Source organism: Stenotrophomonas geniculata ATCC 19374 = JCM 13324 (genome assembly GCF_001431625.1).
Classification (GTDB): domain Bacteria; phylum Pseudomonadota; class Gammaproteobacteria; order Xanthomonadales; family Xanthomonadaceae; genus Stenotrophomonas; species Stenotrophomonas geniculata.
This window is the reverse complement of the sequence record NZ_LLXT01000038.1, coordinates 1-12,408: the sequence shown is the minus strand read 5'-3', so window position 1 is coordinate 12,408 and position 12,408 is coordinate 1. Positions and strand designations below refer to the sequence as shown.

Below are 12,408 nucleotides of genomic sequence, written 5' to 3'. Positions count from 1 at the left end.
TGCAGCGTCCCCCGCAACCGGACCCAGCCCGACTCCCCACAGGAAACCAGCTTCTGCTGTTGCTGTTGCTGTTGCTGTTGCTGTTGCTCCAGCTCGTAGCAGGTGCAGGGCGCAGCCCTGCCGAACACCCCCCTCTCATGCTGCGCCGCAGAATGCATTCGGCTGAACCTGCATGCTCTACTTGAATCGATCTAAATTCACGGTCGCACGGGTCGGGCGTCATTCCAGGGGGAGCTTTCTGCCAGTTGTGGCGGAGCTCAGCGGAACGGTGCAGGACGGCCCCGGCCGTCTGCCTCCGTGTCATCGACTACAGGAACCCGACATGCGTCCAGTGCCGTCCGCTCCCGCCGTCCCATTGTCTTCGCGCCCGCTGGCGCGGCTGGCCTGCCTGCTCGCACTGTCGGCGTCGCCGATGCTGCTGCAGGCCGCGCCGGCTGCACTGGAGCGCGAGGTCAACACCTTCATCGGCAGCAAGGACGACGGCAACACGTTCCCGGGCGCGTCGGCACCGTTCGGCCTGATCCAGGTCAGCCCGATCGGCAGCCACTACTCGGGCTGGCGCTATGACGACGAGAAGATCCGCGGTTTCGGCCACTCCTTCATCTCCGGCGCAGGTTGCTGGGAGCAGGGCGGCCAGGTGTCGGTGCTGCCGGTGACCGGTTCGATCGGCCCGGGCGGCGATTTCGATACCGGCAACACCAAGCAGTTTGACCACAAGGCGTATGCCTCGTCGTACACCCATGACGGCGAGGTCGGCCAGGCCGGCTATTACAAAGTGCGGCTGACCGGCTACGGCGGCATCGACGCAGAATCGACCGCACGTACGCGCGCCGCAGCCGAGCGCTACACCTTCAGCCAGCGCCAGGGCGATGGCCACGTGCTGGTCAATGTCGGCCAGGCCAACGAGCGCCATTCGGTGATCGGCAGCGTGGTCGATGTGGTCGGCGACCGCGTGGTGGAAGGCAAGCTGGTCACCAAGAGTTTCTGTGGCGGCCACCAGTACACCACCTGGTTCCGCATCGAGTTCGATCGCCCGTTCAAGGCGCATGGCACTTGGGGCGAGGGTGGCGGCCTGCCGGGCGCACGCCACAGCATGGAAGGCGAACAGAAGCCGAATGGGGCCTGGCTCAGCTTTGATCTGGCCAAGGGCCAGTCGGTGACGGCGGTCAGCGCGATCTCGCACGTGGATGCCGAAGGCGCGCGCATCAACCTGCGCGCGGACGGCATGCAGGATGGGGCGCTGCTCAGTTTCGACCGCATGCGTGCGTTGTCCCAGCAATCCTGGCGCGAGCAGCTGGGCCGGGTGCGCGTGCAGGGTGGCAACGCCGACGACCGCGCGGTGTTCTACAGCGCGGTCTACCACGCGCTGCTGCAGCCGATGACCGGCAACGACGCCGACGGGCGCTACCGCGGCTATGACGATGGTATCCACCGTGCCGACGGCTGGACCTACTACGAGTACTTCTCGCTGTGGGATACCTACCGCGCGCAGAACCAGTGGCTGGCGCTGACCCGCCCGGACGTGGCACGCGATATCGGCCGTACCCTGCTGGCGATCGACGAGCAGGGTGGTTGGCTGCCGCGCTGGGGCTATGCCAACCTCGAGACCAACATCATGACCGGCGACCCGGTCACCCCGTTCATGGTCGACCTGTGGCGCTTCGGCGCGCTCAAGGGCCGTGAATCGCAGGCCTGGGATGCGCTGCGCCGCAACGCCTTCGGCACGCCGCCGTTGAACTCGCGCATGGCCGGCCGTTCCGGCAACCCGACCTATCTGGACAAGGGCTACGTGGTCTACGACCGCGCGTTCCCGTCCAAGGGCATGGACGTCGATCCGCACCATGGCGGTTCGGCCACCTTGGAATACGCGCTGGCCGACTGTGCGCTTTCGCAGATGGCCGATGGCCTCGGCCACGCGCAGGACGCGGCGACGCTGCGTGAGCGCGGCCGCAACTGGCGCAAGGTGTGGGACCCGCAGGTGCGTGACGCCGAGACCGGCTTCACCGGTTTTCCGCGTCCGCGCACCGAAGATGGCCAGTGGTACACGCCGGCCGATGGCCACTACAGCCCGCGCTCGCATCACGGTTTCCATGAAGGCACAGCGTGGCAGTACCAGTGGCTGGCGCAGCAGGACGTGCCGGGCCTGGTCGAGGCGATGGACGGCCGCGAACAGGCCGGCCGCCGCCTCGATGCCTTCTTCGCGATGGACGCGCTGCAGGCCGACCCGCTCAATGCCGCCCGCAAAGAGTGGGTGGTCGGGCCGTACAGCTATTACAACCAGTTCCGCTACAACCCGAACAACGAGCCCGACCTGCACTCGCCGTGGCTGTACACGCTGATCGGCCAGCCGTGGAAGACCGCTGCCGTGGTGCGCGCTGCGCAGCAGCTGTTCACCAACGCCCCGAACGGCGTGACCGGCAACGATGACCTCGGCACGATGTCGGCCTGGTACCTGTTCAGTGCCATCGGCGTGTATCCGGCGGTGCCCGGCAGCGGCCAGTTCCTGCTGCACACCCCGCGCTTCAGCAAGGTGGAAGTGGACATGGGCAACGGCCGCACCCTGCGCATCGACGCGCCGGGCGCCGATGGCCGCCGCCTGCAGTATGTGCAGGGCGTCCAGGTCGACGGCCAGGCGCATGCACCGGTATGGCTGGACTGGAACCGCCTGCAGCAGGGCCCGCGCCTGCACTTCGCGCTCGACGCGAAGGCGCCGGAGCAGGGCTGGGGTACGGCGGTGAAGGACCTGCCGGTGTCCTGGTGCGCGGCACCGGGCAGCCAGCTGCGCTGAGCCGGACTGTGCCGTTCGCGGTCACCCAGCGAACGGCACGGCACGACACGGCCCTGATCCATTAGGCTTGAGCCTCCAGCGGAGTCCGGGAAGACGATGAACGACAACGGCAGCAGTCCCAGCAAGCGCGCCGGCAAGGCGGTGACGGTGACCGACATCGCGCGTGCCATCGGCGTGTCACGGGCGACCGTGTCGCTGGTGCTGCGTGGCAGCCCACTGGTCAACGTCGATACCCGCGCCAAGGTCGAGGCCGAACTGCGTCGCCAGCGCTATGTCTACAACCGCGCGGCGGCCAACCTGCGTCGTCGTACCTCGTCAAGCATCGCGCTGGTGATCAACGATCTGTCCAACCCGTTCTTCGCCGAATTCGCCTCCGGCGTGGACGAGGCGTTGGGCGGGCGCGGCTACGTGACCCTGCTGGGCAGTACCGGTGAATCGCCGGAGCGCCAGCAGGCGGTGCTGTCCACGCTGATGGAACACACCCCGGCCGGCTTGATCCTGTCGCCGGCCGAGGGCAGCGATACCGCGCAGTTGCGGCAGGCGTTGGGTGCCAATGCCAACGTGCTGCTGTTCAATCGTGAACTGGACGGCGCCGACTGGGACTTCCTGACCTTGGACAACCAGCACGGTGCCTATCTGGCCACGCGCCACCTGATCGAGCGCGGCCATCGCCAGATTGCCTTCTTCGGCGGCCATGCTGCATCGAGCTCGTGCCACCAGCGCCGCGCCGGTTTCCAGCAGGCGCTGGCCGAAGCGGGCCTGTCACTGCCGCCGGGTTGGATGATCGAGTCGGCGCCGAACCGCCTGGAAGCCGCGGCGCGTACCGATGAATTGTTTGCCGACGGCCATCGCCCGAGTGCGGCGGTCTGCTACAACGACACCGTCGCGCTGGGCCTGATGCTGGGCTTGAATTCACGTGGCATCCGTCCGGGCGGTGATTTTGCCGTTACCGGTTTCGATGATATTTCCGAGGCGTCGGTCGCGGTACCGCCACTGACCACGCTCACCGCCGATCCGCGCGAGCGGGGTCGGCAAGCTGCCGCGCTGCTGCTGCAACGATTGGACGAACCGGACGCGCCGCCACGGCGCACGGTCGCGCCGGTGCAGCTGCGCATCCGCGAAAGCAGCGCCGCACGACCGAACTGATTTCTTCCATATATCCCTTCCACGCAACAACGACCTTCCGCGCATCGAGGCGCGTACCGCATGCCGATCTCCGCAACGCCCCGTCCAACGGGATCTTCGGGCAACGCACCCGCCGTCACCAACGGCAAGGCGCTGGCTGTCGTCACCACGATCTTCTTCATGTGGGGCTTCCTGACCTGCCTCAATGACATCCTGATCCCGCACCTGAAGGCGGTGTTCGAGCTGAACTACGCCAAGGCGATGCTGGTGCAGTTCACCTTCTTCGGCACCTATTTCCTGATGTCGCTGCCGGCGGGTCGCCTGGTGGCGGCGCTGGGCTACAAGAAGGGCATCGTGGCCGGCCTGGTGATCGCCGGTATCGGTGCGCTGGGCTTCTGGCCCGCGGCCGAGCTGCGCGTGTACGGCGCCTTCCTTGGTGCGCTGTTCGTGCTGGCTACCGGCATCACCGTGCTGCAGGTCGCTGCCAATCCCTACGTCGCGCTGCTGGGCCCGGAGCAGACCAGTTCCAGCCGCCTGACCCTGGCCCAGGCACTGAACTCGCTGGGCACGGCCATCGCCCCGATCTTCGGCGGCATGCTGATCCTGTCCAACACGGTCAAGAGCGCTGACGACATCGCGGCGCTGCCGGCCGCCGAACAGCTGGCCTACCGCGCCGCCGAGGCGCAGGCGGTGCAGGGCCCGTACGTGGGCCTGGCGGTTGCGCTGGTGCTGCTGGCGTTGTTCGTGTTCCTGTTCCGCCTGCCGGCGCTGAGCGACGCCACCGAGCAGGCCGACCAGGGCCACCATCACAGCTACCTGGATGCGCTGCGCAGGCGCCACCTGCTGCTGGGCGTGCTCGGCATCTTCTTCTACGTCGGTGCCGAAGTATCGATCGGCAGCTTCCTGGTCAATTACCTGTCGATGCCGAACATCGGTGGCTTCAGCGAACAGGAGGCCACCCATTACGTGTCGGCCTACTGGACGATGGCGATGATCGGCCGCTTCGCGGGCTCCGCGCTGCTGGCGCGCTTCTCGCCGAGCCGCCTGCTGGCGATCTTCGCGCTGGTCAACGTGGCCCTGCTGGTCACGACCATGCTGAGCTCCGGCAACATCGCGCTGTACTCGGTGGTGGCGATCGGCCTGTTCAATTCGATCATGTTCCCGACCATCTTCGCACTGAGCATCGAGCGCTTGGGCCCGCTGACCAACAAGGGCTCCAGCCTGCTGATCATGGCCATCGTCGGTGGCGCCGTGGTGCCGTACCTGCAGGGCGTGCTGGCCGACCACATCGGCGTGCAGGCCAGCTTCATCCTGCCGCTGCTGTGCTACGGCTACATCATCTTCTACGGACTGGTCGGCGCACGTACGCCGGCTTCCGCAACGCAGGGAGGCTGAGTCCGGAATGGGTTCCATCGTTTGCTTCGGCGAAATTTTGATCGATCTACTAGCGCAGCCGCCGGCTTCGACCGACACCCCGCGCGCGTTCCTGCAGTACGCCGGCGGCGCGCCGGCCAATGTTGCGGTGGCGGCAGCGCGCCTTGGTGCGAAGACCCAGTTCGTCGGCATGCTGGGCCGCGACATGTTCGGTGACTTCCTGGCCGAAAGCCTGGTCGAACACGGCGTCGGCACGGATTACATCGTGCGCACCGATGCGGCCAAGACCGCACTGGCCTTCGTCGCGCTGGATGCCAGCGGCGAGCGCAGCTTCAGTTTCTACCGCCCGCCGGCGGCCGACCTGCTGTTCCGTGACAGCGACTTCCAGGCCGCGTGCTTCGACAGCGCGCAGTGCTTCCATGTCTGCTCCAACAGCCTGACCGAGCCGGCCATTGCCGAGGCGACCTTCGCCGGCATGGAGCGGGCCCGTGACGCCGGTGCGGTGGTCAGCCTGGACCTTAATCTGCGCCCGGCGCTGTGGCCGGCCAACGAGGACCCGACGCCGCGCCTGTGGCAGGCGCTGGAACGTGCCGACCTGGTCAAGCTGTCGCGCGAGGAGCTGGATTACCTGGCGGCACCGCTGGGTGCCGATGGCGAGGCCGTGGTGCTGAAGCGCCTGCTGGCCGCGCAGGCGCGCTGGGTAATCGTTACCGATGGTGCGGCCACGCTGCACTGGTATACGCGCGACGGCCACGGCACGGTCACCAGCTTCCGTGTGACCACCGTCGATACCACGGCCGCCGGCGATGCCTTCGTCGGTGGCGTGCTGGTCGGACTGCTGGAGCGTGGCGGGGCCGGTGCAGGCTTTGCAGCGTTCTGCCAGGACCCGGAGGCGATCGCCGCCACGCTGCGCTTCGGTGCCGCGGTCGGCGCTCTGGCTGTTACCCGCAAGGGCGCGTTCGCCGCGATGCCCTCGCTCGATGAAGTGCAGCAGCTGCTGCAGGCCCAGGACATTACCGCATGAGCACCTCGCCCGATTTCCGTTCACCCGCGTTCCTGCGTGCGCATATCGCCGACACGATGGCGTTCTACCACCCGCGCTGCATCGATCCGAACGGCGGCTTCTTCCACTACTTCCGTGATGACGGCAGCATCTACGACGCCAGCCACCGCCACCTGGTGAGCAGCACCCGTTTCGTCTTCAACTACGCGATGGCATACCGCGAGTTCGGCAACGCCGAATACCGCGACGCAGTCGAGCATGGCGTGCGCTATCTGCGCGAGGTGCATCGCAATCCGGCCACCGGTGGCTACGCCTGGACCCTGCGCGACGGCAAGGTCGAGGACGACATGAACCACTGCTATGGCGTGGCGTTCGTGCTGCTGGCCTACAGCTGTGCGCTGAAGGCCGGCATCGAGCAGGCGCGCGCCTGGATGGACGAGACCTGGCAACTGCTGGAAGCGCGCTTCTGGGAGCCGCAGCACGGCCTGTACAAGGACGAGGCCGACGGCCAGTGGAACTTCACCGGCTATCGCGGCCAGAACGCCAACATGCACATGTGCGAGGCGATGCTGGCGGCGTTCGAGGCCAGCGGCGAACCGCGTTACGTCGAGCGTGCGCTGCAGCTGGCCGACAACATGACCCGCCGCCAGGCGGCCAAGGCTGGTGGCCTGGTCTGGGAACACTACGATGTGAACTGGGAGATCGACTGGGACTACAACCTGGACGACCCCAAGCACCTGTTCCGCCCGTGGGGCTTCCAGCCCGGCCATCAGACCGAGTGGGCCAAGCTGTTGCTGATCCTCGATCGCCACGTGCAGGCCGACTGGCTGGTGCCGACCGCGCAGCATCTGTTCGACGTGGCCGTGGCGCGCAGCTGGGACGACGCGCGAGGCGGCCTGTACTACGGCTTCGCACCGGAATCGCGCCGGCAGCCGGGCATGGAGGGCGCCCCGATCGGTGGCGACAGCTTCGTCTGCGACGACGACAAGTACTTCTGGGTGCAGGCCGAAACGCTGGCCACCGCCGCACTGATGGCCAAGCGCACCGGTGATGACCGCTACTGGCAGTGGTACGAGCGCATCTGGGCGTACGCGTGGGAGCACTTCGTCGACCATCAGTACGGCGCCTGGTTCCGCATCCTCGATGCCGACAACCGCAAGTACAGCGACGAGAAGAGCCCGGCCGGCAAGGTGGATTACCACACCATGGGCGCGTGCTACGAAGTGTTGAACGTCGTGCGTTGAGGTCTGCCGCGCTGCGCGCTCGCCGGACGTGGTCCGGCGCTACCGTGGCGTGTTGAATTGGTAGCGCCGGGCCATGCCCGGCGGAAAAACAGGAGCATCCCGTGCATCGTCTTTCCCTCGTTGTCCGTCTGCTCCTGCTGCTGGTCGCAACGTCGGCCTTCCCGGCAACTGCAGTGCCTCTGCAGGCACAGTGGGAGTTCCGCATGTTGCCGGGCGACGCGCAGGGCGCCGCCCACCCGGGTCTGCAGCAATGGCGTGCGGCCACGGTGCCGGGCAGCGTGCACACCGACCTGCTGGCGCATGCGCTGATCCGCGACCCGTACGTGGGTGCGCCCGAAGCCGAGCTGCAATGGATCGGCCTGGCGGCCTGGGAGTACCGCGCGCGCTTCGACGTGGATGCGGCGACGCTGGCCAAGCCCAATGCCGAACTGCGCTTCGACGGGCTGGACACTTATGCCGAAGTCAGCCTCAACGGCAAGCCGCTGCTGCGTGCGGACAACGCGCACCGCACGTGGCGTGCGCGCGTGGATGGGCGCCTGCGCGCGAACGGCAATGAACTGCAGATCGTGTTCCGTTCGCCGATCCGCACGCTGCTTCCGGGCGTACAGGCGATGCCGCACAAGATCGCCGGCAACTATCCTTCGCCGTATGGCGACGAGCCGAAGGACGCGATGGTCGGCAACTTCGCGCGCAAGCCGGCTTACCACTTCGGCTGGGACTGGGGCCCGCGCTATGTCACCGCCGGCGTTTGGCGCGGTGTCGACCTGCAGGCCTGGGATACGCATCGATTGGCTGATCTGGCGGTGCGCACTGATGCATTGAGCGCGCAGCAGGCGAAGCTGACGGTGCTGCTGCAGGTGGAGCAGGGCGCGGCGGCGGGCTCGGCCTTGGTGAATGTGGATGTGCAGGATCCGCAGGGCCGCAGCGTGGCCCGGGTGAAGCGCACGGTGCTGCTGAAGCCCGGCCAGAACGCCGTCGAAGTACCGGTCGAACTGGTCAAGCCGCAGCGCTGGTGGCCGGTCGGCCACGGTGCACAGGACCGCTACACCGTGCAGGCCCGCCTGGATGATGGCGCCGATGCAACGCGGGCGCGCGAGCAGCGCATCGGCCTGCGCACGGTTGAGCTGCGCCGCGAAGAGGACGGCAAGGGCGGGCAGGGCTTCGCCCTCGTCATCAACGGCGTGCCGATCTTCGCCAAGGGCGCCAACGTGATTCCGTTCGATGCCTTCCCCGCACGCGTCGATGCCGCACGCCTGCGCCAGGTGCTGACCGCCGCGCGCGATGCCAACATGAACATGCTGCGCAACTGGGGCGGCGGCTACTACGAGGATGATGCGTTCTTCGACATCGCCGATGAGCTGGGCCTGCTGGTCTGGCAGGACTTCATGTTCGGTGGTGGCATGCAGCCGGGCTACGATCCGGCCTTCCGTGCCAGCGTGGTGGCCGAGGCGCGCGACAACGTGCGGCGCCTGCGGCACCACCCCAGCATCGTACTGTGGTGTGGCAACAACGAGGAAGAGACCGCCTGGAAGGACTGGGGCCACGGTCGCGACCTGAAGGCGGCCGACCCGGCGTTTGCAGCGAAGGTGTGGCAGGGCTATGTCGACCTGTTCGGCAATGATCTGCGCCAGGTAGTAGGTGAGGAGGGGTTGGGCGTGCCGTACTGGTCCAGCTCGCCCAGCAACGACCTGGATGAGAAAGCCAACGATTCCAACCGTGGCGACAAGCACTACTGGCAGGTCTGGGGCAATCCGGCGCTGCCGGTGCAGGCCTACCTGCGCGAGACGCCGCGCTTCATGTCCGAGTACGGGCTGCAGGCGTGGCCGTCGGTGGCGACGGTGGACCAAGTCGCCACCCGCGCCGAGCAGCGCATCGACAGCCCGGTGATTCGCGCGCACCAGAAGTTCATGGCGGGCGAGGGCAACAGCCGCCTGCTGCACTACATCGAACTGGGTTACGGCACGCCGAAGGACTTCGAGGACTTCGTCTACCTGAGCCAGGTGATGCAGGCCGATGGCATCGCGCTGGCGGCATTGCATCACCGCGCCTCGCGGCCGTACACGATGGGCTCGCTGTACTGGCAGCTCAACGACGTCTGGCCGGGCGCTTCCTGGTCCAGCGTGGACTATTTTGGCCGCTGGAAGGCACTGCATTTCGCCGCGCGGCGCTTCTTCGCGCCGGTGGCGGTGGCGGCGCTGCGTGACGAGGGCAGCACGCGGGTGCGCCTGATCAATGATGGCGCCGCGCAGGATGCGCGTTGGCGGCTGCGGGTGATGGACATGGACGGCAAGGTGCTGCGTCGACGCGAGGACGCGGTGACGTTGACGGCGTCAGGCGTCACCTCGATCGGTGATTTCCGCGACGCGGAGCTGCTGGCCGGTGCCGACCCGAAGCGCACGGTGGCCGTGTTCGAGCTGGTGCAGAATGGGGCGGTGAGCGCGCGGCAGGTGGTCGGATTCGTCGAAGCCAAGGACCAGGTGTTGCCGCGGCAGAAGCTCAAGGCCACCTTGTCCATCGAAGGCGACCACTATCGACTACGGCTGGAAAGTGCGGCGTACGTGCGCGCGGCGTGGATTGATTTCGGTGCGTTGGATGTGCAGGTCGAAGACAACCTGCTGGACCTGCTGCCGGGCGAAACCCGCGACATTGCGGTGCGCGGCCCGGTGGATCTGACGACGCTGCGCGAAGCGCTGAAGGTGAAAACCCTCAACGATCGTTGAGGGCATCCGCCGGGCATGGCCCGGCGCTACCATTCATGGACCACGGTAGCGCCGGGCCATGCCCGGCGTGGGTGTGGACCGTTGAGGTGGGTGCGGACCGTAGGTCCGCACACCCTTACAGCTGGATCTGCTGGAAATTCTCGACCCGCTCGTGGCCGTTGGCGGCCTGGCCGGTACGCGGCAGCGGGTAATCGTCCAAGCGGTCGATCAGGCGGGTCTGCAGTCCAGCTTCGCGGGCGGCATCCAGTTCTTCCACCACATCGGACAGGAACAGGATCTCGCCGGCCTGCACGCCAATGGCCTGCACGATGCGGCGATAGCTGTCGGCCTCACGCTTGCCGCCGATCTCGGTATCGAACCAGCCCGACACCAGCGGGCTGAGGTCACCGGCGTCGCTGAAGCCGAAGAACAGCTTCTGCGCCGGCACCGAACCGGAGGAGTACACGTACAGCGGCAGGCCGGAGGCGTGCCAGCCCTTCAGCACCGGCGCCACTTCCGGGTAGAAGTGCGCGGTGTAATCGCCGCGACGGTAGCCCTCGTCCCAGATCAGGCCCTGCAGCGCCTTCAGTGCGGTGTGCTTGCGGTCCTGGTCGATCCAGCCCTGCAGCGTCTCGGCCACCAGGCTGTCCTGGCAGGCACCGCCGATCTCGGTAGCCACCGCATCCAGCCAGCGGCGGACCTCCGGCTGCTGGCCATGTTCGGCGACGAACGCCGGCAAGGCCTTGCGGGCATAGGGGAACAGCACGTTCTTGACGAACGAGATGCTGCTGGTGGTGCCTTCGATGTCGGTCAGGATGACGCGGGGCTGCATGGATCAGGACGCCTGGGTAGGTACGTAACGGGGGAATTTCTGCGCGATGTCGGTACCGGTGAAGTGACCGACCCAGCCATCCGGCTCGGTGAAGAAGCGGATCGCCACGAAGCTCGGCTCCTCACCCATGTCGAACCAGTGGGTGGTGCCATCGGGCACGGCGATCAGGTCGTCCTTCACGCACTCGATCTCGTAGACCTTGTCTTCCACGTGCAGGGTGAACAGGCCGGACCCGGCGACGAAGAAGCGCACCTCGTCTTCCTTGTGGAAGTGCTCGTCGAGAAACTTCTTGCGCAGCTCGGCGCGGTTCGGGTTGTCGGGGGCGATCGAGGCCACGTCCACGCTCTTGAAGCCGTTCTCGGCGACCAGGCGGTCGATGTCGGCGCGGTATGCCGCGAACACTTCCTCCTGGCTGGCACCGGGCGCGACCGGTGCGGTGGCCTGCCAGCGTTCGAAGGTGACGCCGATCTTCTGCAGTTCGGCAGCGATGAGCGCGCCGTCCTGGGTGTCCAGCAGCGGCGATTCGGGGCGGGTGTCGTCGTAGATGCGCAGTCGGCTCATGGCGGCAGCTTGAACGTCTCGGGGGGAAGACAGGGTAGCAGGGTGGGGGCGAGGCGCAGATTCCGGATCGGCATCTGCACCTGCGCGCCGGTTCAGCCGCGCAGCCTGCGCAGTTCCAGCTCGCAGTGGAACAGGAACTCGAACGCTTCCAGGTGGCGACGCGCCTCGGCCATGTCGCAACCCCAGGCATACAGGCCGTGGCCATCGATCAGGTAGCCCCACAGGTTCTTCTGGTCGAGCAGGTCATCGACCTGCTTTGAAAGCACGTTCATGTCCTGGGTGTTGGCGAACACCGGTACGTCGATGGCCATCTCGTGGGTGCTGTTGCCGGCGAAGGCCTTCAGCAGCTCGTAGCCTTCCAGGCGGATATGGCCCTGCGGCGCGTACAGGCGCGAGGCGATGGTCTGCACCGGCGAATGGGTGTGCAGCACGCAACCCACTTCGGGGAAGCGGCGGTACAGCTGGGTGTGCAGCAGGGTTTCGGCGGACGGGCGCAGCGGGCGGCCGACGGCCTGGCCGTCGAAGTCCACCACCATGATGTCGTCCTCGATCAGGCGGCCCTTGTCCTTGCCCGAGACGGTGATCGCAGCGTGGCGGTCGTCCAGGCGGTGGGAGAAATTGCTGCTTGTGGCCGGGGTCCAGCCGGCGTGGGCCAGTTCGCGGACGTTGTCGATCAGCAGCTGGGCCAGTTCGCTCAGGCGCGCGGTGTCGTACGGGAAGGTGGGGGCGTTCATGCCGGCGATTTTACTGGATTCGGCCAACGGCTGAGCCCCTCGTGGCTG

At 67.0% G+C, this 12,408-nt stretch carries 9 protein-coding genes; 6 read left to right on the top strand and 3 right to left on the bottom strand.

Going from position 1 to position 12,408, the window contains the following annotated elements:
- The first annotated feature begins 322 nt into the window (after window positions 1–322).
- The 6 genes from ARC63_RS02420 to ARC63_RS02395 all read left to right on the top strand — a co-directional run bounded on the left by ARC63_RS02420 (window position 323) and on the right by ARC63_RS02395 (window position 10,254).
- Window positions 323–2,788 (top strand): GH92 family glycosyl hydrolase, encoded by a 2,466-nt coding sequence (locus tag ARC63_RS02420; RefSeq protein WP_057502434.1) that lies wholly within the window; start codon window positions 323–325, stop codon window positions 2,786–2,788.
- A 96-nt stretch (window positions 2,789–2,884) separates the two neighbouring features.
- On the top strand, window positions 2,885–3,934 hold the full coding sequence (locus tag ARC63_RS02415; RefSeq protein WP_010482566.1) for a LacI family DNA-binding transcriptional regulator: 1,050 nt from the start codon (window positions 2,885–2,887) through the stop codon (window positions 3,932–3,934).
- A gap of 60 nt (window positions 3,935–3,994) precedes the next feature.
- Window positions 3,995–5,308 carry an L-fucose:H+ symporter permease gene (gene fucP / locus ARC63_RS02410; protein WP_057502433.1) on the top strand — a complete coding sequence of 438 codons (1,314 nt, stop codon included), beginning with the start codon at window positions 3,995–3,997 and terminating at the stop codon, window positions 5,306–5,308.
- A 7-nt stretch (window positions 5,309–5,315) separates the two neighbouring features.
- Window positions 5,316–6,311, top strand: a complete 996-nt coding sequence (locus ARC63_RS02405; protein WP_057502432.1) for a carbohydrate kinase family protein — start codon at window positions 5,316–5,318, stop codon at window positions 6,309–6,311.
- Window positions 6,308–7,534: an AGE family epimerase/isomerase gene (locus ARC63_RS02400; RefSeq protein ID WP_057502431.1), complete on the top strand. Its 1,227-nt coding sequence runs from the start codon at window positions 6,308–6,310 to the stop codon at window positions 7,532–7,534. Before ARC63_RS02405 ends, ARC63_RS02400 begins: the two co-directional genes overlap by 4 nt.
- 101 nt (window positions 7,535–7,635) lie before the next feature.
- Window positions 7,636–10,254: a beta-mannosidase gene (locus ARC63_RS02395; protein WP_057502430.1), complete on the top strand. Its 2,619-nt coding sequence runs from the start codon at window positions 7,636–7,638 to the stop codon at window positions 10,252–10,254.
- A gap of 115 nt (window positions 10,255–10,369) precedes the next feature.
- On the opposite strand, the gene mtnC is transcribed toward ARC63_RS02395, so the two are convergent.
- The 3 genes from mtnC to ARC63_RS02380 form a co-directional block, all read right to left on the bottom strand.
- On the bottom strand, window positions 10,370–11,065 hold the full coding sequence (mtnC, locus tag ARC63_RS02390) for an acireductone synthase (protein WP_049481467.1): 696 nt from the start codon (window positions 11,063–11,065) through the stop codon (window positions 10,370–10,372).
- Window positions 11,066–11,068: 3 nt separating this feature from the next.
- A complete protein-coding gene (locus tag ARC63_RS02385) occupies window positions 11,069–11,626 on the bottom strand; it encodes a 1,2-dihydroxy-3-keto-5-methylthiopentene dioxygenase (RefSeq protein WP_019336326.1) in 558 nt (185 codons plus the stop codon).
- 92 nt (window positions 11,627–11,718) lie between these two features.
- Window positions 11,719–12,360 carry a methylthioribulose 1-phosphate dehydratase gene (locus ARC63_RS02380; RefSeq protein ID WP_057502435.1) on the bottom strand — a complete coding sequence of 214 codons (642 nt, stop codon included), beginning with the start codon at window positions 12,358–12,360 and terminating at the stop codon, window positions 11,719–11,721.
- Window positions 12,361–12,408: the final 48 nt, after the last annotated feature.

What these genes read in the sequence shown, in the direction of transcription:
- ARC63_RS02420 (WP_057502434.1), top strand. Translation starts at nt 323, where the DNA reads ATGCGTCCAGTGCCGTCCGCTCCCGCCGTCCCATTGTCTTCGCGCCCG.
- ARC63_RS02415 (WP_010482566.1), top strand. Translation starts at nt 2,885, where the DNA reads ATGAACGACAACGGCAGCAGTCCCAGCAAGCGCGCCGGCAAGGCGGTG.
- fucP (WP_057502433.1), top strand. Translation starts at nt 3,995, where the DNA reads ATGCCGATCTCCGCAACGCCCCGTCCAACGGGATCTTCGGGCAACGCA.
- ARC63_RS02405 (WP_057502432.1), top strand. Translation starts at nt 5,316, where the DNA reads ATGGGTTCCATCGTTTGCTTCGGCGAAATTTTGATCGATCTACTAGCG.
- ARC63_RS02400 (WP_057502431.1), top strand. Translation starts at nt 6,308, where the DNA reads ATGAGCACCTCGCCCGATTTCCGTTCACCCGCGTTCCTGCGTGCGCAT.
- mtnC (WP_049481467.1), bottom strand. Translation starts at nt 11,065, where the DNA reads ATGCAGCCCCGCGTCATCCTGACCGACATCGAAGGCACCACCAGCAGC.
- ARC63_RS02385 (WP_019336326.1), bottom strand. Translation starts at nt 11,626, where the DNA reads ATGAGCCGACTGCGCATCTACGACGACACCCGCCCCGAATCGCCGCTG.
- ARC63_RS02380 (WP_057502435.1), bottom strand. Translation starts at nt 12,360, where the DNA reads ATGAACGCCCCCACCTTCCCGTACGACACCGCGCGCCTGAGCGAACTG.